Origin of the sequence: Kitasatospora sp. NPDC058190 (assembly GCF_042883685.1) — a bacterium.
GTDB lineage: Bacteria > Actinomycetota > Actinomycetes > Streptomycetales > Streptomycetaceae > Kitasatospora.
The window spans coordinates 17,071-42,458 of the sequence record NZ_JBHVVI010000081.1 but is presented as its reverse complement, the minus strand read 5'-3'; the positions used below and the strand labels follow the sequence as shown (position 1 = coordinate 42,458).

The window sequence follows — 25,388 nt, the reverse complement described above, 5'->3', positions numbered from 1 at the left end:
GGTCTCGGTGGTCGCCTCGCTGGTCGCCGCGGCCGGGATCTTCGCGATCGCCGAGCGGCTCGGCGGTTTCCGGGCGGGTGTGATCGCCGCGGTGATCTGGGGCCTGTTCCCGGGCTCGGGCGTGGAGTGGGCGATCTACTCGGACTCGTTGTTCGTGGCGCTGTCCGCCTGGGCCTGCTACTGCGTGATGACCCGCCGTTGGCTGGCCGCCGGCCTGCTCGCACTGGTGGCGGGCCTGAACCGGCCGACCGCCGCGGCGCTGATCGCGGCCGTGTCGATCGCCGCGCTGGTCGCGCTGATCCGCCGTACCGACGGGGTGGCCCGCCCGCTGACCGCGATGCTGATCACCCCGTGGGGCCTGATCGGCTACGTGGCCTGGGTCGGCTGGCGGATGGGCGACTGGGGCGGCTACTTCAAGCTCCAGCGCGGCGCCTGGAACCGCTACTTCGACTTCGGCGCCTCCACCCTCCGCACGATCATGGACGTGATCACCGGTCACTGGGACTTCTGGCAGTCCAACCCCGTCCCGGACCTGATCGCGATCGCCCTGCTGATCGCCCTGCCCGGTCTGCTGGTGCTGCTCTGGCGGGTCCGCCCGCCGCTGGTCCTGTGGGTGTACACCGCGATGACCGTCTTCACCGCGCTGAGCAGCAACCAGATCTTCGGCAACATCTCCCGCTACCTGCTGCCCGCCTTCCCGCTGTTCATCGGCCTGGCGGTGGCGCTGCGCCGGGTGCGGACCCCCTCGCTGATCGGCCTGTTCGCGATGCCGGCCATCGCGGCGGGCTGGTACGCGGGGTATGCGCTGTTCGAGTTGGGTATCCCGTAAACCCGGTGTTGGTTGGCAACGGGATCATCCGGCAGTGGACGGGCCGTTGCTAACCTCGGACGTATGACGACGACCCCGCCCGTGCGCCAGATTCGCGACATCTCCGGCTTGATGGACCACGCGAGCCACGTGCTGGCGACCCGGATGGCGGCCGCCTTCACCGAGCTCGGCATCACGCCCCGCGCGTACTGCGTGCTGTTCCACGCGCAGGAGGCCGAGCGCACCCAGATCCAGCTGGCCGAGCTGGCGGACCTGGACAAGACCACCATGGTGGTCACCGTCGACGAGCTGGAGAAGGCGGGCCTGGCCGAGCGCCGCCCGTCCGCCACCGACCGCCGGGCCCGGATCATCTCGGTCACCGAGGAGGGTGCCCGCGCCGTGGTGAAGGGCACCGCGATCGCCGACCGGGTGCACCGCGAACTCCTGGAGTCGCTGCCGCAGCCCGAGCAGGACGCCTTCGTCTCCGCCCTCACCCGACTGGTGGACGGGCACCTCGCGGAGCCGGTCGAGAGCGACCGCACCGTCCGCCGCGCCCGCCGCCCCCGGGGGCAGTGATCCGGTACCGCGCTCCCGGGATCTGCTCCCAAGATAGATAGTCTCGAACAAAACAATCTGATAGCGTCCTTCCCGGTACTCGACGAACCGGGAGACCCGCCATGACCACCCACGCCCCGGCCGCGCCCGACGCGGCGGCCGCGACCCCCGTCCGCTCCCGCGCACTGGCCCTCGCGGTGCTCTGCGCGGGGATGCTGATGATCGTCCTGGACGGCTCGATCGTCACCGTGGCGCTGCCCGCCATCCAGAACGACCTGCACTTCTCGCCCGCCGACCTCACCTGGACGGTCAACGCCTACCTGATCGCCTTCGGCGGACTGCTCCTGCTGGCCGGCCGGCTCGGCGACCTGATCGGCCGCAAGCGGGTCTTCGTCGCCGGACTCGCCCTCTTCACCGCGGCCTCGCTGCTCTGCGCCCTCGCCACCGGGCAGGGGATGCTGATCGCCGCCCGCTTCCTGCAGGGCGTCGGCGGCGCGATGGCCTCCTCGGTCAGCCTCGGGATGATCGTCACGCTCTTCCCCGAGCCGGGCGAACGCGGCCGCGCGATCGGCGCCTTCAGCTTCGTCGGCGCGGCCGGCGCCTCGATCGGCCAGGTCCTCGGGGATGTGCTCACCCAGGCCCTCAGCTGGCACTGGATCTTCCTGATCAACCTGCCGCTCGGCCTCGCCGCCGCCCTGCTCGCCGTCCGGGTGCTGGAGTCCGAGCGCGGCCCGGGCCTGCGGGCCGGCGCCGACGCGCTGGGCGCCGCGCTGATCACCGCCGCCCTGATGCTCGGCATCTACACCATCGTCGGCACCGGCGCGCACGGCTGGGCCTCCGCCCGCACCCTGGGGCTCGGCGCGCTCTCGCTCGCCCTGCTGGCCGCCTTCCTGTTCCGCCAGGCCCGGGCCGCCCAGCCCCTGCTCCCGCTGCGGATGTTCCGCTCCCGCAGCGTCTCCGGGGCCAACGCCGTGCAGATCCTGACCATCTCCGGGATGTTCGCCTTCCAGATCCTGGTCGCCCTCTACATGCAGCAGGTCCTCGGCTACGGCGCGGCCGCCACCGGCCTGGCCATGCTGCCGGCCGCGGTCGCCATCGGCGCGGTGTCGCTGTTGCTCTCGGCCCGGCTGAGTGCCCGGTTCGGTGAGCGAGCGGTGCTGCTGGCGGGCCTGGCCGCGCTGGTGGTCGCGCTCGGCCTGCTGACCCGGCTGCCGTCCGACGCCGACTACGCCGCCCACCTGCTGCCGACCATGCTGCTGATCGGCGGCGGCGGGCTGGTGCTCTCGGCGCTCGCCGTGCTCGGCATGTCGGGCGCCGGCCCGGAGGACGCGGGGACCGCCTCCGGCCTGTTCAACACCAGCCAGCAGGTCGGCGGCGCGCTCGGGGTGGCGGTGCTGACCACCCTCGCCGACGGCCGCACCGGCGCCCTGCTCGCCGCCGGGCACTCCGCGCCGGACGCGCTCACCGGCGGCTTCCGGCTCGCCTTCGCGGTGGCCGCCGGGCTGCTCGCGGTGGCGCTGGTGCTCGCGGCGGTGGTGCTCCGACCGACCGCCAGGAACTGACGGCAGGCAAGTGCGATTCCTGACGGATCGTCAGTCGACGGAGCCCCGGCCCCGCGTTCAGCGGGTCGGGGCTCGGCGCTACGGCCAGACCAGGCAGTACAGCTGGTGCCCGGCCTCGTGCAGCCGGTTGGCGAAGTCCTGCCACTCGTGCAGCATGCTGTAGATCACGAAGGCGTCGCGCGGCCCGCGCCGGTCCGGGACGGTGGACCAGATGAAGGCGGCCGCGCCGAGCTCGGTGACGTCGGCCTTGCGGAGCGGTTCGACCACGTTGTGCGGGAGCTGGACGACGGCGTAGTCGGGGTGGAGCACGACGAGTTCCAGCGGCGGGACCTGGTGCAGCGGGACGCCCTGGATGCCGGTGAGGACCATGGCGCTCATGGTCTCCGGCTTGATCTTGGTGGAGAGGTGGCCGGTGGGGGAGCCGCTGGTCTCCATCAGGTCGCCGAGCCGCCCCAGCGCGCCGAGCTCGCCGGCGTCCAGGCCGAGGCCGCCCGGACCGAGGGCGGTGGGGACTCTGGCGGCGGTGGCGCGGTCCGGTGCGCCGAAGTACTTGTACGTCACCCCCACGCGTCCCTCACCCCGCCTCTCGCCGCCGCGGCGACCACGACCCGTACCCGCTCCCGTACCCCCGCGTGCGGCTTCGGCGGGCCTGCGGGAGCCCCCCGCGGCCTCGTCGTAGCCGTCCTGCGCCTCGGACACTCGGACCATCCTCACCGGAATTCGCCGGAATCGACAGACCCCCGCACGCCCGGCGTCCCTCCGGACGTGCTCCTTACCCGTCATGCGCCGCCGTACCCACTCGCGGGCCCTACCCACTCGCGGCCGACAGCAGTCCTCTCCACACCCCTGCACACAACCGGAGCGCTCGCGCACTCTGTGCACACAGTCTGACTGGTCCGTGCTTCGGGGCAGCCAGCGGCCCCGTCCGTACGGACAATCCGTCACGGACAACCCGTCACGGACAACCGTACAGACAACGGTGCCCGGATCATCGTTCCAGATGATCGGGCCGGACATGCAGAGCTCAAGGACACGATTTGAGACCATGTCTCCCGTGAGCTACCCCTACGAAGCCCCCCAGTCCCAGTCGCTCTTCGATCGCGCCTCCGTGGTCACGCCCGGCGGCGTCAACTCCCCGGTGCGCGCCTTCCGCGCGGTCGGCGGCACGCCTCGCTTCATGGTGTCCGGCACCGGCCCCTACCTCACCGACGCCGACGGCCGTGAGTACGTCGACCTGGTGTGCTCGTGGGGTCCGATGATCCTCGGCCACGCGAACCCCGCCGTGATCGACGCCGTCCAGCGGGCGGTCGCCAACGGCACCTCCTTCGGCACGCCCGGCCAGGGCGAGGTGGAGCTGGCCGAGGAGATCGTCTCCCGGGTCGCCCCGGTCGAGCAGGTCCGGCTGGTCTCCTCCGGCACCGAGGCCACCATGTCCGCGATCCGGCTCGCCCGCGGCTTCACCGGCCGGGCGAAGGTGGTCAAGTTCGCCGGCTGCTACCACGGTCACGTGGACGCGCTGCTGGCCGCCGCCGGTTCCGGTGTGGCCACCTTCGGCCTGCCGGACACCCCGGGTGTCACCGGTGCCCAGGCCGGCGACACCATCGTGCTGCCGTACAACGACCTGGCCGCCGTCGAGCAGGCCTTCGCCGCCCACCCGGGCGAGATCGCCTGTGTGATCACCGAGGCCTCGCCCGGCAACATGGGCGTCGTCCCGCCGCTGCCCGGCTTCAACGCGGGCCTGGCCCGGCTCTGCCGGGACAACGGCGCGCTGTTCATCTCCGACGAGGTGATGACCGGCTTCCGTGTCTCCAAGGCCGGCTGGTACGGCCTGGAGGCGGCGAACGAGGGCTGGGCACCGGACCTGCTGACCTTCGGCAAGGTCATGGGCGGCGGCTTCCCGGCCGCGGCCTTCGGCGGTCGCGCCGACGTGATGGCGCACCTGGCCCCGGCCGGCCCGGTCTACCAGGCGGGCACCCTGTCCGGGAACCCGGTCGCCACCGCGGCGGGCCTGGCCCAGCTGCGCGGCTGCACGGACGAGGTGTACGCGACGGTGGACAAGGTCGCCGCCGAGGTCTCCGGCCTGGTCTCCGAGGCGCTCACCAAGGAGGGCGTGGCGCACCGCCTGCAGACCGCCGGGAACATGTTCTCGGTGTTCTTCACCGAGGCCCCGGTCACCAACTACGACGAGGCCCGGACCCAGGAGGCGTACCGTTTCACCGCCTTCTTCCACGCGATGCTGGCCGAGGGCGTCTACCTGCCGCCGTCCGCCTTCGAGTCCTGGTTCGTCTCGGCGACCCACGACGCGCGGGCGATCGAGCGGATCGCCGCCGCCCTGCCGGCCGCCGCGCGCGCCGCTGCCGCCGCCACGGTCTAGCCGCCACGGTCTGGCCGCCACGGCCTAGTCCACCCCGAGCCCCAGGAGCAGTTGAGAAGTGAGCGCCAAAGAGATCACCGTCGTCCACCTGATGCGCCACGGCGAGGTGCACAACCCGGAGGGCGTCCTGTACGGGCGGCTGCCCGGCTACCACCTGTCCGAGCTGGGCCGGGAGATGGCCGAGCGGGTCGCCGAGGACCTGGCCGGCCGGGACATCACCCACGTGGTGGCCTCCCCGCTGGAGCGCGCCCAGGAGACCGCCGCGCCGATCGCCAAGTCGCACGGTCTGGACGTCGCGGTGGACGGGCGGCTGATCGAGGCGGAGAACGTCTTCGAGGGCAAGACCTTCGGCGTCGGCGACGGCTCGCTGCGCAACCCCGGCTACTGGAAGTACCTCACCAACCCGTTCAAGCCCTCCTGGGGCGAGCCGTACCTCGACCAGGTGGTGCGGATGATGGGCGCGCTCGGCGCGGCCCGGGACGCCGCCCGCGGGCACGAGGCGGTCTGCGTCAGCCACCAGCTGCCGGTCTGGATCGTCCGCTCCTTCGTGGAGCGCCGCCGGCTCTGGCACGACCCGCGCCGTCGGCAGTGCTCGCTGGCCTCGCTGACCAGCTTCACCTTCGAGGGCGACCGGATCGTCTCGGTCGGCTACCGCGAGCCGGCCCGCGACCTGCTGCCGGCGCACCTGGTCGGCAAGGGCGGCAAGGGCAAGCCGGTGGGCAAGAGCTTCGGAGCCTGAGCCCGCGGCACCGCGCGGACGAGCCTGCGCCAGTGCGCGTAAGCCCTGGGTAAGTATGGCTTCGGGCCACCCGGCAACCGCCGGGTGGCCCGGTTCCGTTGCAGGTCAGAGGGGGTGCGGCGCGCAAGGCAGGACCCCGGCGAACCTGCCCGGAACTCCATGCGAAACTTTTCACATGTCTGCCATGGCGCGCCCCCGTCCCCGTGTCGCCGCAGCCGCTGCCACCGTGGCCGCCGCTGTGCTCGTCCTCACCGGCTGTTCCTCCTCGGGCTCGTCGAGCAGCGGCGAAGGCCAGGTGGGCTTCGTCACCGTCAAGGGCACCAACCTGTCGAAGGCGGACGCCGGCAAGCGCGGGGACGCGCCGGACATCGCCGGGGAGACCCTGGAGGGCAACCAGGCCAAGCTCTCCGACTACCGCGGCAAGGTCGTGGTGCTGAACGTCTGGGGTTCCTGGTGCGGGCCGTGCCGGGCCGAGGCGAAGAGCCTGCAGACCGTCTCGGAGAAGTACAAGGACCAGGGCGTCCAGTTCCTCGGCATCAACACCCGGGACACCGACACGCGCAACGCCGTCCGCTTCGAGCAGGAGCAGGGCGTCACCTTCCCGAGCATCTTCGACCCGGCCGGGACCCAGCTGCTCAAGTTCCCCAAGGGCAGCCTCAACCCGCAGTCCATCCCGACCACCCTGATCGTCGACCGCGACGGCAAGCTGGCCGCCCGCGCCGTCGGCGGTACGACCGAGGACGCGTTGGAGTCGATCCTCCAGCCGGTGGTCGCGGAGCAGAAGCAGTGAGTGGGGCACTGCGGCTCGCCGACACCACCACGACCATGCAGAGCGGGGCGCTGCTGGTCGCGGCGCCGATCGCGCTCGCGGCCGGGCTGCTGTCGTTCTTCTCGCCCTGCGTGCTGCCGCTGGTGCCCGGCTACCTGTCGTACGTGACCGGCTTCTCCGCCGCCGACCTCGCGGACGCCCGCGGCTCGAAGCGCGGCCGGATGCTGCTCGGCGTGGTGCTGTTCATCCTCGGCTTCACCGCGGTCTTCGTCTCCACCGGCGCGCTGTTCGGCTTCTTCGGCCAGGAGCTGCAGGACTACAAGCGGCCGATCAGCATCGTGCTGGGCTCGCTCACCGTCGTGATGGGCCTGGCCTTCATGGGCCTGATCCCCGGCCTGAACATGCTGGAGGTGCGCTCGCACCGCCGCCCCGCCGTCGGCCTGCTCGGCGCCCCGATGCTGGGCGTGGTCTTCGGCGTCGGCTGGACTCCCTGCATGGGCCCGACCCTGACCGCGGTGCAGAACCTGGCCCTCAACCAGGCCGACGCCCAGCGCGGCGCGCTGCTGACGACCTTCTACTGCCTGGGCCTCGGCGTACCGTTCATCCTGGCCGCGATCGCCTTCCGCCGGGCGCTGGGCGCCTTCGGGTGGGTCAAGCGGCACTACCCGCTCGTCATGCGGATCGGCGGCGGCATGCTCGTCGCGGTCGGCGTGCTGCTCGTCACCGGGATCTGGGACTCGATGATGAGCGAACTGCAGTCCTGGACCTCCGACTTCCGGATCGGAATCTGACCGTGAGCAAGACCACGACCGAGACCGAGCTGCCCCCGGCGCCGGACGACACCGCCGCCGAGCGGCTCAGCACCGCGCCGGTCGAGTCCGAAGGACCCACCGGCATAGGGGTGTTCGGCTGGGCGCGCTGGATGTGGCGCCAGCTGACCTCGATGCGGGTCGCCCTGATCCTGCTGTTCCTGCTGTCGCTGGCCGCCATCCCGGGCTCGCTGATCCCGCAGAACGGCCAGAACCAGTTCAAGGTGCAGACCTGGAAGGCGCAGCACACCACGGTCGCGCCGATCTACGAGAAGCTCCAGCTGTTCGACGTCTACAGCTCGGTCTGGTTCTCCGCGATCTACATCCTGCTGTTCGTCTCGCTGGCCGGCTGCATCATCCCGCGCACCTGGCAGTTCGTCGGCGTGCTGCGGTCCCAGCCGCCGGCCGCGCCGCGCAACCTGACCCGGATGCCGGTCCACGCGGCCTGGCGCACCGAGGCGGACGCCGAGAAGGTGAACGCCGCCGCCCACCGGCTGCTGCGCAAGCGCGGCTTCCGGGCCAACCTGTCCGGCGGCGCGGTGGCGGCCGAGAAGGGCTACCTGCGCGAGGTCGGCAACCTGCTGTTCCACCTGTCGCTGTTCGCGCTGCTCGGCGGCTTCGCCTGGGCCAGCCTGGCCTCCGGCACCGGCGGCAAGCTGATGGTCGAGGGCCAGGGCTACTCCAACACCATCACCCAGCTCGACGACTTCACCGGCACGCGGTTCTACAACAACCAGGACCTCGACCCCTTCTACCTGAAGCTCGACGACTTCACCTCGAAGTTCCAGAACCAGGGCGACCAGATCGGCGCCGCCCGGCAGTTCACCGCGAACGTGGAGTACTACCAGGGCAGCGACGAGTCGAAGCTCAAGAAGGGCACGATCGAGGTCAACCACCCGCTGGAGATCGGCGGCAGCAAGGTCTACCTGATCGGCCACGGCTACGCCCCGGTCATCACCGTCCGCAACGGCAAGGGTGACGTCGTCTACCACGACGTCGTGCCGTTCCTGCCGCAGGACGCCAACCTGACCTCGACCGGCGTCGTGAAGGTCTCCGACTACGGCGTCGGCCCGGACGGCAACAAGACCCAGCTGGGCTTCTCCGGCTTCTTCCTGCCGACGGCGCCGGTGAGTTTCGCGGGGACCGGCCCGGTCTCGCTGTTCCCCGGCGACGCCGAGCCCGAGCTGGTGCTGAACGCCTTCTCCGGCGACCTCGGCACCGACTCCGGCCTGCCGCAGAACATCTACCAGCTGAACACCCGCAAGCTCACCCAGATGAAGGTGGACGACCAGCCGGCCAAGGCCCGGCTCAAGCCCGGCCAGGGCTGGACCCTGCCGGACGGCTACGGCAGCGTCACCTTCGAGGGCTACAAGCAGTGGGCGAGCTTCAACGTCTCGCACCGGCCCGGCAACGCGATCGCGCTGACCGGCGCCGTCCTGGCGATCCTCGGCCTGATCGGCTCGCTGTTCATCCAGCGCCGCCGGATCTGGGTGCGGGCGGTGGCCCTGCCGGGCGGCGGCACCCAGGTGGAACTGGCCGGTCTGGGCCGCAGCGAGTCGGCGAAGATCGCCGAGGAGCTGGCCGAACTGGCGGTCGACCTCCAGGACGACGCCCCGGCCTCCGAGGGCGACGCCCCGGCGGCCGAGGGGGAGACCCCGGCGGCCGAGGACGAGAACGGATCCGCACCCGGGGAAGACGACCGGGCCCCAGAAGATCACGCAGCAGAAGACCCCACAGCCCCTGCCGACCAGAACTCCAAGGAGTAGACGGTGCATCTCGCCTCGGGGGTCGACCCACAGCTGGCCGACCTCTCCAACAAGCTGATCTATTCGGCGATGGCGGTCTACACGATCGCCATGTTCGCCCACATGTTCGAGTGGACGTTCGGTAGCAAGGGCGCGGTCGCCGTCCGCTCCAAGGAGCAGTCGGGCAACCTGGCCGAGACCGTCGCCGCCGCGGAACCCAAGGCCGCCAAGCAGGTCACCGTCACCGTGGCCGGGGCGAAGGGCGGCACCACCACGCTCACCCGCACCGTCCTGGCGGGCGAGGGCGCGACCGTCGTCACCGGCGGTCGCGGCGACGACGAGGTGGACGGTCCGGGCGCGGCCGGCACCAGCGAGAAGGCCGACCTGGCCGGCCGCATCGCGGTCTCGCTGACCGTCCTGGCGCTGCTGCTGCACGGCGGCGGCATCGTCGCCCGCGGCCTGTCGGTGTCCCGCTGGCCGTGGGGCAACATGTACGAGTTCTCCTGCGCCTTCGCCTTCGCGATGACGGCGGCGTACCTGGTCCTGCTGGCCGCGAGGAAGAACGTCCGCTGGCTCGGCCTGCCGGTCACCGTCGCGGTACTGCTGACGCTCGGCATCGCGACGCAGGTGCTGTACACCGACTCCGAGCAGCTCGTCCCGGCGCTGCACTCGTACTGGCTGGCGATCCACGTCTCGACCGCGATCATCTGCGGTGGCGCCTTCTACGCGGCCTTCATCGCCACGCTGCTGTACCTTGGCAAGGACTCCTTCGACAGGCGCATGGCGGCCGGCCTGACCACCGGCCCGCTGGGCACCTCGGCCTCGATCTGGCGCCGGCTGCCCGCCGCCTCCACCTTCGACAAGCTGTCCTACCGGATCAACGCCCTGGTCTTCCCGCTCTGGACGTTCACCATCATCGCGGGCGCGATCTGGGCCGAGGCGGCCTGGGGCAAGTACTGGGAGTGGGACCCGAAGGAGACCTGGTCGTTCATCACCTGGGTCGCCTACGCCTGCTACCTGCACGCCCGTGCGACGGCCGGCTGGAAGGGCCGCAAGGCCGCGTACCTGGCCCTGGCGGCCTTCGCCTGCTGGCTCTTCAACTACTACGGCGTGAACATCTTCGTCACCGGCAAGCACTCCTACGCGGGGATCTGACCGGGGGCACCCACCCACCGGCCCGGCTTTCCGCAGGAGGTAGCCGGGCCGAGGTGCAACAGGGGTAGTTCGTGCCGGCCGTCCGTGCCGGTACGGGGAGGAACGAGGAGGAAATCGCGCAATGGAGTGCGACGAGGTCATGCTGACCGTCCGAATCACCGCCGCCGAGCAACTGCTGCTCCGCCGGCTCGCCCAGGGACACCGAAGCGACGTTTCCGAAGTGGTGGCCGACGCTCTGCTGGACATCATCCCCACGCTCAGCGCGCCGGGGGACGCCTACCGACTGCTGAGCGCCCTCGCCACGCCCGCGCCGTGCGCCCTGACGGTCTGGCTGCCGACGGCCCTGGCCGACCTGCTGGTGCCCGGCGCGGCCCGGATCGCCCAGATCACCGACGTCCGGATCGAGTCGGCCAGCGCGGCACTGGGCGCGGCGCTGCGGCTCTGGCTGGCCCAGGACCCGATCCGGCTGGCGGCCAACCTCAGCGTGATGCACGCCGGGCGGCGACCGGCCGCGCTGGTGGCGGCGTAACGGGAGAGGGTCCGCCCCTCGGGCTTCGGCGGACCCGGCAAGGACCCGAGGGGCAGGCCCTGGTCAACTCGCCAGCGGCAGCCGGGTGCTGCCGAGGCCCGGGGCGGCGGGGCGGCCGTCGAAGGCGTCCCGCCGGACCGGCACCCGCGGGCCGTCGACCGGTTCGGTGAGCAGTCGGCACTCGGCGGCCGTCCGCCCGTCCTGGACCAGCCGGACCAGTACGGGCGTGCGCCGGCCGTCCGGCGACTGCTCGCGCACCGCCCGGACGAAGCAGGGCCGGTCCAGCTCGATGTAGTGGTCGAAGGAGGTCACCAGCTCGACCGGCAGCACCGGCTCGGGGTGGTGCAGCCGCTGGGCGGCCTGCCGGGCGGCCTCCAGCACCAGCATCCCGGGGACGTGGTCCAGCTCGTGGTCGAACAGCACCGGGTGCCCGGCGTCGGCCCGCAGCAGCCAGGTGTCCGGTCGCAGGGTCGGGCTGAGCACCACGTCCGCCGGCTGCGCCCGGCCGACGAGTTCGGGCGCGGCGGGCTCCGGCGGTCGCGGCGGGATGACGGCCTGCCGCCCGGGCCCGCGCAGCCGCTCGTACGAGGCGGGGGTGATCACCCGCAGCTGACCGGAGCCGTGGCCGATCCGCAGGCCGTCCCGGGTGATCTCGGCGTGCACCCGCAGCGAGGCCAGCCGGCCGTGCCGCATCCGGACGTCCTCGCAGCCGACGGTCAGCATCAGCGAGGCCGGGGCGGCGGTGACGGCGAGGCCCGGCAGGCCCGCCTCGTCGAGCGCGTAGCCCAGGTCCTCCATGACGAAGTGGTGTCCGCGCGGCACCCCGAAGCCGGCGTGGCCGATCAGCAGTCCGGCCTGCCGGACGGTCTCGGCCACCAGCACCGGGTCGTGGTAGCGGTCCCCGGGCAGCCGGTAGAAGCCGTGCAGCCGGGGCCACTGGGCGCCGAGGAGGAAGTCGTACGGGCCGGTGGCCTGCCAGCCGGTGAGGAAGACCTCGGACACCGAGGCGCGGTGCACCAGGTGCCGGGAGACGGTCCGGTCGTGGAAGTCGTAACCCGGGTTGGGGAGGGCGGTGGTGCCGGGGTGGGCGTACGGGCCGTCGGCGTCCGGCTCTACGATCAATGGCATGACTGGCCCCGCTCCAGGGTGTCGGTCGAGCGGCCGCTACGGACGCCCCACAGCAAAACATACATACCACCCGGTTTGTGTTCTGTGGTCGGGGTCACCCCGGCCGCAACGCCCGGCCTGACCACGCTACCTGGCCTCTGGGCTGCGGGAATGCCCGAAACGGGGAGGGCAGACCTTGGGCGGGGTGTGGTCCCCGCTGGACGGCGGGGTCGACAGGGGCGCTAGATTAGATACCAACCATGCGGTTTCGGCCGAGGTCGTCCGCATGCGAGGCGCCGCCCCCCGTCGAGGGCGCGCCGACAGCAGCCGGACGGGGCGGGGGAACGCGTCCGGCCGAGTCCGGAGGGGCCAGTGGTCAAGCAGGAACGCGCGGGGCGGACCAGGCAGGCCGTCCTGCTCGCCGCGGCGGACGCCTTCGCCCGAGTCGGCTTCGAGGCCGCCAGCCTCGTCGACATCAGCCGCCGGGCCGGGGTGAGCAAGGGCGCCCTCTACTTCCACTTCGTCTCCAAGCAGGCCCTGGCCGACGGCGTACGGGCCGCCGCCGGGCGGGAGATCGGCTCGGCCGCGCTGCGCGCCCTGCGCGCGGAGGGCCCGGCCGTCCAGGGGCTGATCGACCTCTCGCACGAGCTGGCCCGGCTGCTGCGCGAGGACGTCGTGGTCCGGGCGGGCGTCCGGCTCGACCGTCCGGCCGGCACCCCGGACGCCCAGCCCGCCGACGCCACCTGGCGCAGCCTCACCGCGGTCGTCCACCGACTGCTGGACCGCGCCGCCGAGGCCGGCGAACTGCGCCCGGGGGTGGACCGGCGGGCCTGCGCCGAACTGCTCAGCTCCGTGGTGGCGGGCCAGGTGCTGCTGGCCGCCGAGGAGCTCGGCCGGCCCGCCCCGGAGGCCGTCCGCCGGCTCTGGACGGCCGCGCTGCCCGCCCTGGTGACGGCGGAGCGCTGCCCGGGCTACCGGGTCTGATCCGCCGGACTCGGGCGCGCTCCGCCCTGCCGGGCCGGGCCGGGCGACGCTCAGGCGCGCTCGGCCACTCCGCCGGTCCCGGCCGTGCTCAGGCGCGCTCGGCCACGCTCAGCCGGGCGAGCGCGTGCGGCTGCACCAGCCCCGGCAGCAGCAGCGTCCACAGGTCGGCCATCCGCTGGATCAGGTCCCGCCGGTCGGCCAGCACCTGGGAGCTCAGCTGGATCCCGGTGACCGCCCCGGTGATCACCCCGGAGGCCGCCGTCAGATCGACCCCCGGGTGGAGGTCCCCGGCGTCCCGCGCGCGCTCCAGCAGCTCGCGGACCAGGTCCATCCAGCCCTGGTAGGCGGCGATCTGCGGCTGGGTGAAGCTGCCGTGCTCGATCGTCAGCCGGATGCTCCCGCGCACCAGCGGGTCCTCCTGGAGGGCGTGCGCGAAGGCGTACCCGAGGTCGATCAGGGTCTGCACCGGGCTGTCCGAGGAGGGCTCCCAGGAGGCGATCCAGGCGCCCTGGCCCTCGATCACGGCGAGCGCCAGCTCCTCCTTGGAGTGGAAGTGGAAGTACAGCGCGCCCTTGGTGACACCGGCCCGGTCCAGGATCTCGGACATCGTGGCGGCGGCGTAGCCCCGTTCGTCGAACACCTCGGCGGCCGCGAGGAGTACCGCCTGGCGGGTCGCCAGCGCGCGGGCCTGCCTGGCCATCGCAGCCTCCCTGGATAGTTCTCTACCTCGGCAGCGGCCGATCCTATGGGGGCCGACGGGGCGACGGGCGCATACCGTCCAGTAGGTATCCTACCGAGCAGCTTCGCACCCGACCGGACGGGCGGGTACCGCTTGCGCGCGGCCTCGCGCACGGCTCGGGTACGCCCCGACGGCCGGCCACCCGGGTGGGGTGACCGGCCGTCGGAAGGGCTCCGGACCGTCAGGCGGCCTGCTGCCAGCTGACCGGCGAGTAGTAGGCGGGGCGGCGCTCCAGCCGCTGCCAGCTGGCGATCGGCTCGATCGGCGCGATGGCGGCGACCTGCTGCGCGGCGGCCGCGCGGGCCATCAGCACTGCGGTGAGGGCGGCGAGTTCCTCGTCGGAGAGGCTGCCGCGGACGATGTGGACGAGGGGTTCGACGGAAGCGGTCATGTTCTGGTTTCTCCCCCGGTGAAAGTGGTGTGGTGTCGCTCGGAAGGCCTGCTGCGTGCTGCGTCGTACGGGTGGTACGTCGTGCAGGTGCTACATCGGCGGGTTGCCGTGCTTGCGGCTGGGCAGGTCGGCGTGCTTGGTGCGGAGCATCGCGAGGGCGGCGGCGATCACCTGGCGGGTCTCGGCCGGGTCGATGACGTCGTCCACGAGGCCGCGCTCGGCCGCGTAGTACGGGTGCATCAGCTCGTTCTTGTATTCCTTGATCTTCTGGGCGCGCATGGCGTCCGGGTCCTCGGCGCCGTTGATCTCGCGGCGGAAGATGACGTTGGCGGCGCCCTCGGCACCCATCACCGCGATCTCGTTGGTCGGCCAGGCGTAGGACAGGTCCGCACCGATGGAGCGGGAGTCCATGACGATGTAGGCGCCGCCGTAGGCCTTGCGCAGGATCAGCGAGATGCGCGGCACGGTGGCGTTGCAGTACGCGTACAGCAGCTTGGCGCCGTGCCGGATGATGCCGCCGTGCTCCTGGTCGACACCGGGCAGGAAGCCCGGCACGTCCAGCAGGGTGAGCAGCGGGATGTTGAAGGCGTCGCACATCTGGACGAAGCGCGCGGCCTTCTCACTGGCGTTGATGTCCAGCACGCCGGCCAGCGACTGCGGCTGGTTGGCGATGATGCCGGTCACGTGGCCGTCGACCCGGGCCAGCACGCACAGCACGTTGGTCGCCCAGCGCTCGTGGATCTCCAGGTACTCGCCGTGGTCGACGATCTCCTCGATCACCTTGCGCATGTCGTACGGCCGGTTGCCGTCGGCGGGCACCAGGTCCAGCAGGCTGTCGTTGCGCCGCTCGACCGGGTCTTCGGTCGCGACGGACGGCGGCATCTCGCGGTTGTTCTGCGGCAGCAGCGACAGGAGGTAGCGGACCTCCTCGATGCAGGACTGCTCGTCGTCGTAGACGAAGTGCGACACGCCCGAGACCCCGGCGTGCACGTCCGCGCCGCCCAGGCCGTTCTGGCTGATCTTCTCGCCGGTCACCGCCTGGACCACGTCCGGGCCGGTGATGAACATCTGCGAGGTCTCGCGGACCATGAAGACGAAGTCGGTCAGCGCCGGGGAGTACGCGGCGCCACCGGCGCACGGGCCCAGCATCACCGAGATCTGCGGGATGACGCCCGAGGCCTTGGTGTTGCGCTGGAAGATGCCGCCGTAGCCGGCCAGGGCGGTGACGCCCTCCTGGATGCGCGCGCCGGCGCCGTCGTTCAGCGACACCAGCGGGGCACCGGCCGCGATGGCCATGTCCATGATCTTGTGGATCTTCTGCGCGTGGGCCTCGCCCAGCGCGCCGCCGAAGATCCGGAAGTCGTGTGCGTAGGTGAACACGGTGCGCCCGTGCACGGTGCCCCAGCCGACGATCACACCGTCGGTGTGCGGCTTCTTGGCCTCCAGGCCGAAGCCCTGGGCGCGGTGCCGGCGCAGCGGCTCGACCTCGTGGAAGGAGCCCTCGTCCAGCAGGAGCTCGATGCGCTCGCGGGCGGTCAGCTTGCCCTTCGCGTGCTGGGCCTCGGTGGCCTTCTCGCTGGGGCCGCGCCGGACCTTCTCGCGGAGCTCGTGCAGCTCGGCGACCCGCCCGCGGGCGTCGGCCGGGACCTCGGGGATCTCGTCGCCGACCGGCGCCTCATGCACAACCGTCATCTCGAACCACTCCAAGGGTGAGGGAACTGTCCGACAGCCGACGTCTGCTATGCCCCCAGCTGCGAATCACTTTCTTCACTTATGACTGTACGAGGGGCCGTGCGCTGGTTTCGGCGTCGATTCCGTACAAGGTCGAGTTCGTTTAGCTGTCAGGGCTGCACAGAAGCGGTTGGGCCGACGTCTCAACGCTCGGTGTCTGTTCGAATACTGAGGGTTGTCGGGCGGATGATGGTCCGATGATCTGAGCATGTAGAAAAGTGCAGGTCAGAGCCGTCTCTCAACAATGTAGGGGCGGCATCTCGTGCGCCGGTCAAGCGTCGCTCAAGTCCGGCGTCCCGATGGGGCCGACTCGTGCTAGCGGGCCCGCAGTCGTAGGGAAGCGCCAAAAACGTCGAAGCCCACCCGAGAGGCCCCGGGTGGGCTGTCCGAGCGAATGGTCCAACCGCTCCGATCAGCTCTTTCGGCCGTCCTCCGGCTCGTCCTTGCCGCGCAGCTCCTCCTCGCGGCGGCGCAGATCGGCCTCCCACCGCTTGAGCATGTCCTCGTGCTCCTTGTCGCTCCCCTTCAAGGAGTCGCCCTTCGGGGAGTCGATCCTTGTGGAGTCGCCCGGGTCGCCCTTCAGGGAGGCGAGGAACTCCGGGTCGTCGTCCGGCGCCAGCGGACGCCCGCGGCGCGCGGCACCGCCCGGCTGCCCCGGGTGGCCGCCGGGCGCGTCGGCCCGCAGGAACCCGCGCTGCTTGCCGGCCACCAGCCAGGCGATCGGGCCCAGCGGCGGGAAGAGCAGCACGATGATCAGCCAGATCGGCTTCGGCAGGTGCTTCACCTCGCCCTCGGGCGTGACCAGGCAGTCGATGAACGCCCACACCCACAGCGCGAGCGGAAGGACGATGGTCAGAAGAATCCTCAGCACGGCTGCGATCTCCCCCCGGCGACGGCGGTAGTGGCGGGCGCCTTCCCGGGGCCCTTGACGCAAGCCAGGCTATCGGGTGGCGGATACTGACAGGCATGGCATACGACGATCTCCGCTCGTTCCTCCGGGCCCTCGACCGCGAGGGCGACCTCAAGCGCATCAAGGCGGAGGTGGACCCCCACCTGGAGATCGGCGAGATCGTCGATCGCGTGCAGAAGGCCAAGGGTCCGGCGTTGTTGTTCGAGAACGTCAAGGGCTCGTCGATGCCGCTGGCGATGAACGTCTTCGGCACCGAACGCCGACTGGCCAAGGCGCTCGGCCTCAAGGGCCCGGACGACATCTCCGAGAAGATCGCCGGCCTGCTCAAGCCCGAGCTGCCGCAGGGCTTCACCGGCTTCCGGGACGCCTTCGGCAAGCTCGCCTCGATGGCGCACGTCCCGCCCCGGCACGTGAAGTCCGGTGACGCCCCGGTCCAAGAGGTCGTGCTCACCGGCGACGACGTCAACCTGGACGAGCTGCCCGCCCTCTTCACCTGGCCGCTGGACGGTGGCTCCTTCTTCAACCTGGGCCTCACCCACACCAAGGACCCGGACTCCGGCATCCGCAACCTCGGCCTCTACCGGCTCCAGCGGCACGACCGCCGGACCATCGGGATGCACTGGCAGATCCACAAGGACAGCCGCAACCACGCCGCCGTGGCGGCCAAGCGCGGTGAGCGCCTCCCGGTCGCGATCGCCTTCGGCTGCCCGCCCGCCGTCACCTACGCGGCCACCGCCCCGCTGCCCGGGGACATCGACGAGTACCTCTTCGCCGGCTTCGTCGCGGGCGAGCGGGTGCGGATGGTCGACTGCAAGACCGTCCCGCTCCAGGTCCCGGCCGACGCCGAAGTGGTGCTGGAGGGCTGGCTGGAGCCCGGGGAGATGCTCCCCGAGGGCCCGTTCGGCGACCACACCGGCTTCTACACCCCGCAGGAGCCCTTCCCGGCGCTCACGATCGACTGCGTGACGATGCGCCGCCGTCCGATCCTGCAGTCGATCGTGGTCGGCCGGCCGCCGACGGAGGACGGCCCGCTCGGCAAGTTCACCGAGCGCTTCTTCCTGCCACTGCTGAAGATCATCATCCCGGACATCGTCGACTACGACCTGCCCGAGGCCGGCGGCTTCCACAACTGCGTGATCGTCTCGATCGACAAGAAGTACCCCAAGCACGCCCAGAAGACGATGCACGCCATCTGGGGCGCCCACATGATGTCGCTGACCAAGCTGATCATCGTGGTGGACGCCGACTGCGACGTGCACGACTACCAGGAAGTCGCCTGGCGGGCCTTCGGCAACGTCGACTACAGCCGGGACCTCACCGTCGTCGAGGGCCCGGTCGACCACCTCGACCACGCCTCCTACCAGCAGTTCTGGGGCGGCAAGGCGGGCATCGACGCAACCCGCAAGCTGCCCGAGGAGGGCTACACCCGGGACGGCGGCTGGCCGGAGATGGTCTCCTCGGACCCGGCGACGGCCGCGCTGGTTTCGCGCCGCTGGAAGGAGTACGGGCTGTGAGCACGGCCGCAGTCGAGACCCCGGGGCGCACGAAGGCGTTCCTCCGCCTGGTGATGATCGAGCACTCGGTCTTCGCCCTGCCCTTCGCCTACATCGCCGCGCTGACGGCCATGTTCCTCGCCGACAAGCGGGTGCACTGGGGCGAGCTGTTCGTCGTCACGGTGTGCATGGTCGGCCTGCGCACCTTCGCCATGGCGGCCAACCGGATCATCGACCGGGAGCTCGACGCCCGGAACCCGCGTACGGCGGGGCGCGAACTCGTCACCGGGGCCGTCTCGTTGAAGACGGCGTACGTCGGCTCGGCCGTGGCGCTGGTGGTGTTCCTCGGCGCGGCGGCGATGCTCAACCCGCTGTGCCTGGCGTTGGCGCCGGTCGCCGTGGTGCCGATGGTGGTCTACCCGTACGGCAAGCGGTTCACCAACTTCCCGCAGGCGATCCTGGGTGTCGCCCAGGCGATGGGCCCGGTGGGCGCCTGGCTCGCGGTGACGGGCAGCTGGTCCTGGGAGGCCGTGGTCCTGGGCGTGGCGGTCGGCATCTGGATCGGCGGCTTCGACCTCATCTACGCCTGCCAGGACGTCGAGTCCGACCGGGAGAACGGCGTCGGCTCGCCGCCGGCCCGCTTCGGCGTGCCGGCTGCGATCTGGGGCGCGCGGGTGTGCCACGTCCTGACAACGCTTCTGCTGGGCTGGTTCGCGGTGCTCACCGACGCCGGTGTGGCGTTCTGGATCGGCCTCGTGGTCGTTGCGGGCGCGTTCGTGTACGAGCACACCATCGTGAAGCCGAAGGACCTGTCGAAGCTCAACCGCGCGTTCTTCCAGACGAACAGCTTCGTCGGCATCTCGCTGTTCTTCTTCGCGCTGGTGGACCTGCTCCTTCGTGGGCTCGGAGTCTGAGGCGGTCCCGTCGAAGGGAAGTGGCACCCATGGCGAAGGCTTTCGGCCCGACGGACGCGCCGCGCCGGTTCCACGGCGAGGAACCGCAGAAGGACCCCGAGGGCCCGCGCCTCCGCTTCACCCCGGCCGTCGGGCAGTCCTTCGTCACCGCCGTCCGCGACGGCGGGTCCGGTTCGTGACGGCCGACTGGCGAGCCGACCGCATCGGCACGGCACTGCGCGGAGAGAACCCCACCGTGCTACGGCGGTTGGACGCCGGGTTCGCCGTCATCGGAGACGTCCAGTTCCTGCCCGGCTACTCGGTCCTGCTGACCGACACGCCGGGCGTGGAACGGCTCACCGACCTGCCCCGCCCGCGCCGCCTCGCGTACCTCTCCGACCTCGACCGCCTCGGCGAGGCCGTCGAACGGGCCTGCCGTGCCGCCGACCCGGCCTTCCGCCGGGTGAACATCGAGATCCTCGGCAACAAGGACCCGTTCCTGCACACCCACGTCTGGCCCCGCTACGACTGGGAACCCGAGCACTTGGTGGAGAAGCCCGTCTGGCTCTACCCGCCCACCCGATGGGGGGATCCGCAGCACGCCCTCGGCCCCGCCCACGACGCCCTCCGCGCCGCCATCACCGCCGAACTCGACGAGGACGCCTGGCTGAGCAGGTGACCGCGATCCTGCGTGACCGCAAGGGCTGATTCTCATGGCTCGGGCCGGCCTTGATCATGCGGGCGGCGGAGTCGGCCGGCAGGCGAGACGGCCGGCCTAAGGGATGGTGACGCCCGCCGCCCGGACCTTCTGCTCTATGAGCGTGGTCAGGCGGGTCCAGCCGGGCCGCTGGTCCTCGCCGTGGTGGGTGAGCAGTTCCTTGCGGGCGTCGCCGTCCTCGCGGTTCTGGAGGCCGGAGAGGGTGGGCATCAGGGAGGGGTCGGCGATGAAGTGCTCGGCGACCTCGGTGGCGAGCTCCTCGATCCGGGGGTCGTCCGGGTCCCAATCCCCGGCGGCCCAGGTCATCGTGACGATGGCGACGTGCTTGGGGTCGTCGAGGCCGTGCTCGATCTGGGCGAGGTACTCCTCGAAGCCCTCGGGCATCAGGGCCCGTACCAGGATCAGGGCCTCGCGGGCGGTCGTCATGTCGTCGGCGGAGAATCCGAGCCCGGGCATCCGGTCCAGCAGTGCGAGGGCGCGCTTCGGCAACAGGACCCGGTCCCCGTGGGCGAGTTGGCGCAGGGTCTCGCGTCGGGCGATCAGCTCGTCGATCTTGCCGCTGAGGGTCTCCTCGACCTCGACGAGGGAGGTCGCGAACTCGTCCGGGTCGGCGTCCAGGATCGGGCCGATCTCGGCCAGCGGGACGCCCGCCCCGGCCAGGGTCCGCACCTGCACCAGCCGCAGCAGTTCGGCCGTTCCGTAGCGGCGGTAGCCGGACAGGTCGCGCTCGGGCTCCTCGACCAGGCCGTTCTTGTGGTAGTGCCGGATGGTCTTCACCGTGACGCCGGCGAAGGCCGCGGCCTGGCTGATGGTCACTCCGTCTGTCATGCCGTCAGTTGACCGCACCCTCTGTCAGGGCGGCAACCTCGCGGACGGCGGTGGCGATGGCGCGGAAGTCCTTGCGGACGACGGTGGTGTGCTTGCTCGGGACGGTGGCGCTGACCTGGACGTTGGGGTTGCGGGCGAGGACCGGGTCGAGCGTCGCGCGCATCGCGGCCAGGCCCTCGGCGGTGCCGCCGAGGCTGGCGCCGGTGGCGACGACGTAGCGCATCGGGAAGGAGACGAGGTCGAAGACCGGGTCGCCGGCGGCGACGATCTCGTTCAGCTCGATGTTGATCTCGGCGTGTTCGGCGGCGGACATCCGGGCGGCCATGCCCAGGGGACGCACCAGCGGCATCAGCGGGCCGAAGCGCTTGAACAGGGTGCGGATCTGCTCCTTGCCGGCCTCCCGGCCGCCCTCGACGGTGGCCAGGTAGTCCCACGGGTAGCCGCCGTCGACCATCACCGCGCCGGCGACGCGGTCGGGGTAGCGGGTGGAGTGGTGCAGCGCGAGCGCCGCGCCGTAGGACCAGCCGACGATGATCGGCTTCTGTGCTCCGGTCGCACCGAGGACGGCGTCGATGTCGCGCAGGCAGGCCTCGAAGGAGTAGTCCGAGGAGCGCTTCGACTTGCCGCGGGCGCGCTCGTCGAAAGTGATGTGCCGGTAGCCGTCGCCGAGTTGGGCGATCACGTGCCGCCAGTCCTTCTGGGTGCAGTAGGAACCGTTGAGGTAGATGATCGGACGGCCGGCGCCCCGGGTGTCGGTGACGGCCAGCGCCGTGTCCTCGACGCGGATCATGCCGGTCCAGGCGGTGTTGGGCTTGGCGTTCGCGTTGGTGTTCGTCGTCATGGGTATGAGCGTGAGGCTTGACCTCGGGTCAAGGTCAACCCCGGTTCGCCGTTTCCTGAGCGCGGTCAGTGGGTGAGCCGAGGGGCCTCCGGGTGGTAGGCCCGTTGGCGTTCGACGCGCACCGATGCGAAGTCCCCGTTGCCGTTGAGGACTTCGCCGGTGCCGACCCGGGCGACTGCCGCTCAGCTCCGCGCCGTTGGTGATCTGACTTCGTTCCCGATCTCGACGAGACCGTCGGCTGCCGCCTTGATCCAGGTGCCGCCCTCGCCGAGCGGACAGCCGCGACCGATCACGATTCGACCGCCGCCCGAACGGGTGAGCGCCCGCGTCAGTTGTGCAGGAAGCCCTCCAGCGCGGACGCCAGGGCCACCGGCGTCTCGTACATCGGGTAGTGCCCGCTGCCGCCGAGCTCCTCCAGTTCGGCGTTGGGGTAGTGGCTGAGCCAGGTGCCCCGCATGACGTCGGCGGTCAGGGCGAGGTCGTGCTCGCCGACGATCACCTTGACCGGGACGGGGTTCCCGCTGATCCGCTCCGACAGGTCGGTCGTCGTCCAGTCCCGGACGTAGCCGTCGAAGGCCTCGGTGGTCGACAGCCACAGGGACTGGTCGACCATCCGGTCGAGCCAGACCCGCCCGGCCCGCTGGCCGGTGACCAGGTCGAGGATCGCGTAGCGCTTCTCCCGGTCCTCGGCGGCGCCGTAGAACAGCGACTCGCCGGCCTCGTCCAGCGGGTACGGCCCAGCCGGCACCGGCGCGAGGCCGACCAGCTTGCGCACCCGCAGCGGCGCCTCGGCGAGCAGCTGCTGGGCTGCCTTGCCGCCCATCGAGTGGCCGATCAAGGAGAAGCGCTCCCAGTCGAGTTGGTCGGCGAGGGCGAGCGCGTCGGAGGCGATCTCGGCGAGCGTGTACGCGCCGGGGACGTCCTTGCGCTCGCCGTAGCCGCGGTAGTCCAGGAAGGCGTAGCTGAACGTCCTGCCGTCGAGGTAGTCGAGGAAGGGGCCCCAGCCCGCGCTGGTGCCGAACCAGTCGTGCAGGACCAGGACGTGGTGGTCGCCGGTGCCGGTCAGGCGGTGAGGAATCGTCATGCCATCGGTCGTTCCCCGGAAGCCGCCCGTCCGAACGGCCGGTTCGTGGTCGGTTGGCCGTTCCTCAGGTGGCCCGTTCCTCCGGTGGTCCGCCCCTCAGGCGGCCGGCCGTCGGGCGAAGTCCGGCGCGTGCTCCGGCCGCGGTCCGAGCGCGATCAGCCGTGAGACGCCCAGCCGCACGGCCGGGACGTAGCGGGCGAGCAGGGCGAACCGGACGGGCGGGCCGACCCGGCGCCCGCTGAGCACCGGGGTGAACATCAGGCCGTGCAGCATCCGCTGCATCCGCTGCATGATCACGGTCGGGCGTTGGCGCCGCCGCTGCACCCGGGCCAGCGCCGCGACGGTCGGTCGGCCGCGCCGCAGCGGCTCGGCGAGCAGGGTGGCGGCGGCGACGGCGTCCTGGATGGCGAGGTTGATACCCACCCCGCCGGCCGGGGACATCGCGTGGGCGGCGTCGCCGATCAGCAGCAGTCCGTCGGTGTACCAGCGGTCCAGCCGGTTGAGCTTGACGTCGAGCAGGTGGACGTCGCCCAGGCTCGCCAACTGGTCGACCCGGTCGGCGTACTGGGGCATCAGCCGGGCGATCCGGTCGCGGAAGCGCTCGATGCCCTCGGCGCGGCGCTGCGCGTCCGCCCCCTTGGGCAGGAAGTAGGCGATCTGGAAGTAGTCGTCGCGGGTCAGGCTGAGCGCCATCTCGCCGTGTCCGAAGCCGGGGACGAGGTTGGGCGGCGCGGCCTGCTCGTGGGCGTGCCGGGGCAGCCGGAACCACCAGACGTCGAAGGGCACCGGGCATTCCTCGGGCACCAGCCCGGCCTCCCGGCGCAGGGTGGAGTGCCGGCCGTCGGCGGCGACGGTGAGCTCGGCCCGGATCTCGCCCTCCTCGCCGTCCCGGGTGCGGTAGCGCACGCCGGCCACCCGGCCGCCCTCCCGGATCAGCCCGGTCGCCTCGGTGTTCATCCGGAGGGTGAAGGTGGGTTCCCGCTCGGCCTGCGCCACCAGGAAGTTGAGCAGGTCCCACTGCGGGATCATCGCGATGTAGTTGTACGGCGCGGGCAGCTTGTCGAAGGCGCTCAGCGCGACCGGCCCGACGCCGGGCACCGGTACCACCAGGTTGCCGAGCCGGCTCTGCGGCAGTGCGGCGAACTCCCGGCCCAGGCCGAGCTCGTCCATCAGCCGCACGGTGGAGGCGTGGACGGTGTCGCCGCGGAAGTCGCGCAGGAAGTCGCCGTGCTTCTCCAGCACGGTCACTTCGACGCCGGCCCGGGCCAGCATCAGGCCCAGCACCATTCCGGCGGGCCCGCCCCCGGAGATGACGACGCTCATGGCTCTCTCCCCTCGATCCGTGAATCCCTGGTCCCCTTGCGATCCCTGCTTGGAACTCGCATATACAGACTCTCTGGAACCGTCTCAGGTGTCAAGTAGTACGATGCTCCACATGAAGGATCTGGTGTCGGCCGCGCTCACGGCGGCGAAGGAGCGGGGCCAGGACGTCGCGGACGTCCCGCTGACGGCGATCGCGGCGGCGGCCGGCGTCTCGCGCAGCACCCTGCTGCGCCGGCTCGGCGGCTCCCGGGCGCCCCTGGACGAGGCGGTCCGGCAGACCGGCGTCGACCCGGGCGGACGGCCGCCGGTACGGGAGCGTGCGATCGCGGCGGCTGCCCACCTGGTGGCCGAACGCGGCCTCGGCGGGGTCACCCTGGACGCGGTCGCGGACCGGGCCGAGTGCTCGCTGCCCAGCCTGCACACCGTCTTCGAGGGACGGGACGGTCTGCTCGCCGCCGTCTTCCTGCAGTACGGCCCGCTGCCGGACCTCCAGGCGCTGGCGGCCGACCCGCCCGAGCGTCTGGAGGACACCGTCCGGGCGCTCCACCGCACCTTCCTCGCCTCCCTGTCCAACGAGCCGCGGATCATCCCGGCGGTCTTCGCCGACCTGTTCGGCCGTCCGGACGGGCCCGCCGCCCGGATGATGGCCGCCAACATGCCGCAGATCATCGACGGCCTCGGCCGCCTGCTGCTGCCGCACGTCGAGGCCGGGCGGATCCGGCCGCTGCCGCTCCCGGTGCTGGTGCAACTGCTGATCGGCCCGCTGCTCAGCCACGTCCTGGTGCGGCCGGTGCTCGAACCCGTCCTCGGCGACGGGCTGCCCTCGCTGGACGAGTCCTTCGAGCTCTTCGCCGACGCCTACCTCCGGGCGGTCGCCCCGTCCGGACCGGACGAGCAAGCACCCTGAGGAGAACCGTGATCGGCACACTGCAGTGCCTGGTGCTCGACTGCCAGGACCCGGCCGTACTCGCCCGCTTCTACGCCGCCCTGCTCGGCGGTGAGGTCGACCGCCCGGACCCGCGCTGGTCGCTCGGCGCCGGCTGGTCCACCCTGCACCTCGACGACGGCACAGTGCTCTGTTTCCAGGCGGTCGCCGACCACCGCCCGCCCCGCTGGCCCGACCCCGGGCACCCGCAGCAGGCGCACCTGGACATCGACGTCCCGGACCTGGACGCCGCCGAACCCCAGGTGCTCGCCCTCGGCGCCGTCCGCCTGCGCGACGTCGGCCGGTGGCGGATCTACGCGGACCCGGCCGGCCACCCCTTCTGCCTGATCCGCGGCTGAACGGCTCGAGGAAGCGG

27 protein-coding genes are annotated in these 25,388 nt (G+C 71.6%); 17 read left to right on the top strand and 10 right to left on the bottom strand.

The window, feature by feature from the left end; translation table 11 throughout:
- The 3 genes from ACFVWU_RS30605 to ACFVWU_RS30595 form a co-directional block, all read left to right on the top strand.
- The coding region (locus tag ACFVWU_RS30605) for a hypothetical protein (protein ID WP_387626988.1) at window positions 1-829 on the top strand (829 nt) is incomplete at its 5' end.
- Between the two features lie 63 nt (window positions 830-892).
- Entirely contained in the window at window positions 893-1,384 is a 492-nt protein-coding gene (locus ACFVWU_RS30600) for a MarR family winged helix-turn-helix transcriptional regulator (RefSeq protein WP_387626987.1), read from the top strand.
- Between the two features lie 101 nt (window positions 1,385-1,485).
- Window positions 1,486-2,925, top strand: coding sequence for an MFS transporter (locus ACFVWU_RS30595; protein ID WP_387626985.1), 1,440 nt, complete (start codon window positions 1,486-1,488; stop codon window positions 2,923-2,925).
- A 78-nt stretch (window positions 2,926-3,003) separates the two neighbouring features.
- Here ACFVWU_RS30595 and ACFVWU_RS30590 read toward each other — a convergent pair whose 3' ends face one another.
- Window positions 3,004-3,486 (bottom strand): hypothetical protein, encoded by a 483-nt coding sequence (locus tag ACFVWU_RS30590; protein WP_374223074.1) that lies wholly within the window; start codon window positions 3,484-3,486, stop codon window positions 3,004-3,006.
- 484 nt (window positions 3,487-3,970) lie between these two features.
- On the opposite strand from ACFVWU_RS30590, the gene hemL reads away from it, so the two are divergent.
- The 7 genes from hemL to ACFVWU_RS30555 all read left to right on the top strand — a co-directional run bounded on the left by hemL (window position 3,971) and on the right by ACFVWU_RS30555 (window position 11,045).
- Window positions 3,971-5,299 carry a glutamate-1-semialdehyde 2,1-aminomutase gene (gene hemL / locus ACFVWU_RS30585; RefSeq protein WP_387626983.1) on the top strand — a complete coding sequence of 443 codons (1,329 nt, stop codon included), beginning with the start codon at window positions 3,971-3,973 and terminating at the stop codon, window positions 5,297-5,299.
- 91 nt (window positions 5,300-5,390) lie between these two features.
- Complete coding sequence (locus ACFVWU_RS30580; protein ID WP_387626994.1) at window positions 5,391-6,038, top strand: histidine phosphatase family protein; 648 nt, start codon at window positions 5,391-5,393, stop codon at window positions 6,036-6,038.
- Window positions 6,039-6,222: 184 nt separating this feature from the next.
- The gene (locus ACFVWU_RS30575) at window positions 6,223-6,828 is read left to right on the top strand and encodes a TlpA family protein disulfide reductase (protein WP_387626982.1); all 606 of its coding nucleotides are present in this window, start codon (window positions 6,223-6,225) and stop codon (window positions 6,826-6,828) included.
- Between the two features lie 35 nt (window positions 6,829-6,863).
- Window positions 6,864-7,598, top strand: a complete 735-nt coding sequence (locus ACFVWU_RS30570) for a cytochrome c biogenesis CcdA family protein (RefSeq protein ID WP_387626993.1) — start codon at window positions 6,864-6,866, stop codon at window positions 7,596-7,598.
- Window positions 7,595-9,382 (top strand): cytochrome c biogenesis protein ResB, encoded by a 1,788-nt coding sequence (locus ACFVWU_RS30565; protein WP_387626991.1) that lies wholly within the window; start codon window positions 7,595-7,597, stop codon window positions 9,380-9,382. Before ACFVWU_RS30570 ends, ACFVWU_RS30565 begins: the two co-directional genes overlap by 4 nt.
- A 3-nt stretch (window positions 9,383-9,385) precedes the next feature.
- Window positions 9,386-10,516 carry a c-type cytochrome biogenesis protein CcsB gene (gene ccsB / locus ACFVWU_RS30560; protein ID WP_387626980.1) on the top strand — a complete coding sequence of 377 codons (1,131 nt, stop codon included), beginning with the start codon at window positions 9,386-9,388 and terminating at the stop codon, window positions 10,514-10,516.
- A 121-nt stretch (window positions 10,517-10,637) separates the two neighbouring features.
- A complete protein-coding gene (locus tag ACFVWU_RS30555) occupies window positions 10,638-11,045 on the top strand; it encodes a hypothetical protein (RefSeq protein WP_387626978.1) in 408 nt (135 codons plus the stop codon).
- 63 nt (window positions 11,046-11,108) lie between these two features.
- Here the strand turns inward: ACFVWU_RS30555 and ACFVWU_RS30550 are convergent, their stop codons facing one another.
- Window positions 11,109-12,173 (bottom strand): ScbA/BarX family gamma-butyrolactone biosynthesis protein, encoded by a 1,065-nt coding sequence (locus ACFVWU_RS30550; protein ID WP_387626977.1) that lies wholly within the window; start codon window positions 12,171-12,173, stop codon window positions 11,109-11,111.
- A gap of 351 nt (window positions 12,174-12,524) precedes the next feature.
- On the opposite strand from ACFVWU_RS30550, the gene ACFVWU_RS30545 reads away from it, so the two are divergent.
- Complete coding sequence (locus ACFVWU_RS30545; protein ID WP_387626975.1) at window positions 12,525-13,136, top strand: ScbR family autoregulator-binding transcription factor; 612 nt, start codon at window positions 12,525-12,527, stop codon at window positions 13,134-13,136.
- A gap of 88 nt (window positions 13,137-13,224) precedes the next feature.
- Here the strand turns inward: ACFVWU_RS30545 and ACFVWU_RS30540 are convergent, their stop codons facing one another.
- The 4 genes from ACFVWU_RS30540 to ACFVWU_RS30525 form a co-directional block, all read right to left on the bottom strand.
- Window positions 13,225-13,836 carry a ScbR family autoregulator-binding transcription factor gene (locus ACFVWU_RS30540; RefSeq protein WP_387626974.1) on the bottom strand — a complete coding sequence of 204 codons (612 nt, stop codon included), beginning with the start codon at window positions 13,834-13,836 and terminating at the stop codon, window positions 13,225-13,227.
- 220 nt (window positions 13,837-14,056) lie between these two features.
- Window positions 14,057-14,266: an acyl-CoA carboxylase subunit epsilon gene (locus tag ACFVWU_RS30535; RefSeq protein WP_387626972.1), complete on the bottom strand. Its 210-nt coding sequence runs from the start codon at window positions 14,264-14,266 to the stop codon at window positions 14,057-14,059.
- Between the two features lie 90 nt (window positions 14,267-14,356).
- Window positions 14,357-15,958 carry an acyl-CoA carboxylase subunit beta gene (locus ACFVWU_RS30530; RefSeq protein WP_387626970.1) on the bottom strand — a complete coding sequence of 534 codons (1,602 nt, stop codon included), beginning with the start codon at window positions 15,956-15,958 and terminating at the stop codon, window positions 14,357-14,359.
- A 451-nt stretch (window positions 15,959-16,409) separates the two neighbouring features.
- Window positions 16,410-16,868, bottom strand: coding sequence for a PLD nuclease N-terminal domain-containing protein (locus tag ACFVWU_RS30525; RefSeq protein ID WP_387626968.1), 459 nt, complete (start codon window positions 16,866-16,868; stop codon window positions 16,410-16,412).
- A 95-nt stretch (window positions 16,869-16,963) separates the two neighbouring features.
- On the opposite strand from ACFVWU_RS30525, the gene ACFVWU_RS30520 reads away from it, so the two are divergent.
- The 4 genes from ACFVWU_RS30520 to ACFVWU_RS30505 are packed head-to-tail and all read left to right on the top strand — an operon-like array spanning window position 16,964 to window position 19,972.
- Window positions 16,964-18,421, top strand: coding sequence for a menaquinone biosynthesis decarboxylase (locus ACFVWU_RS30520; RefSeq protein ID WP_387626967.1), 1,458 nt, complete (start codon window positions 16,964-16,966; stop codon window positions 18,419-18,421).
- Window positions 18,418-19,314, top strand: coding sequence for a menaquinone biosynthesis prenyltransferase MqnP (mqnP, locus tag ACFVWU_RS30515; protein WP_387626965.1), 897 nt, complete (start codon window positions 18,418-18,420; stop codon window positions 19,312-19,314). Before ACFVWU_RS30520 ends, mqnP begins: the two co-directional genes overlap by 4 nt.
- A 29-nt stretch (window positions 19,315-19,343) precedes the next feature.
- Window positions 19,344-19,493: a DUF397 domain-containing protein gene (locus tag ACFVWU_RS30510; RefSeq protein ID WP_387626964.1), complete on the top strand. Its 150-nt coding sequence runs from the start codon at window positions 19,344-19,346 to the stop codon at window positions 19,491-19,493.
- Window positions 19,490-19,972, top strand: a complete 483-nt coding sequence (locus tag ACFVWU_RS30505; protein WP_387626962.1) for an HIT family protein — start codon at window positions 19,490-19,492, stop codon at window positions 19,970-19,972. Before ACFVWU_RS30510 ends, ACFVWU_RS30505 begins: the two co-directional genes overlap by 4 nt.
- A gap of 96 nt (window positions 19,973-20,068) precedes the next feature.
- Here ACFVWU_RS30505 and ACFVWU_RS30500 read toward each other — a convergent pair whose 3' ends face one another.
- From ACFVWU_RS30500 to ACFVWU_RS30485, 4 genes are all read right to left on the bottom strand, one after another.
- Window positions 20,069-20,839 carry a MerR family transcriptional regulator gene (locus ACFVWU_RS30500; RefSeq protein WP_387626960.1) on the bottom strand — a complete coding sequence of 257 codons (771 nt, stop codon included), beginning with the start codon at window positions 20,837-20,839 and terminating at the stop codon, window positions 20,069-20,071.
- 4 nt (window positions 20,840-20,843) lie between these two features.
- Window positions 20,844-21,680, bottom strand: a complete 837-nt coding sequence (locus ACFVWU_RS30495) for an alpha/beta fold hydrolase (protein ID WP_387626958.1) — start codon at window positions 21,678-21,680, stop codon at window positions 20,844-20,846.
- Between the two features lie 328 nt (window positions 21,681-22,008).
- Window positions 22,009-22,764, bottom strand: coding sequence for an alpha/beta fold hydrolase (locus tag ACFVWU_RS30490; RefSeq protein WP_387626957.1), 756 nt, complete (start codon window positions 22,762-22,764; stop codon window positions 22,009-22,011).
- A 96-nt stretch (window positions 22,765-22,860) separates the two neighbouring features.
- Entirely contained in the window at window positions 22,861-24,087 is a 1,227-nt protein-coding gene (locus tag ACFVWU_RS30485) for an FAD-dependent oxidoreductase (protein WP_387626955.1), read from the bottom strand.
- 112 nt (window positions 24,088-24,199) lie between these two features.
- Between ACFVWU_RS30485 and ACFVWU_RS30480 the strand changes: the two genes are divergently transcribed.
- Window positions 24,200-24,994, top strand: coding sequence for a TetR/AcrR family transcriptional regulator (locus ACFVWU_RS30480; RefSeq protein ID WP_387626953.1), 795 nt, complete (start codon window positions 24,200-24,202; stop codon window positions 24,992-24,994).
- An 8-nt stretch (window positions 24,995-25,002) separates the two neighbouring features.
- Complete coding sequence (locus ACFVWU_RS30475; RefSeq protein ID WP_387626952.1) at window positions 25,003-25,371, top strand: VOC family protein; 369 nt, start codon at window positions 25,003-25,005, stop codon at window positions 25,369-25,371.
- The last annotated feature ends 17 nt before the right edge of the window (window positions 25,372-25,388 follow it).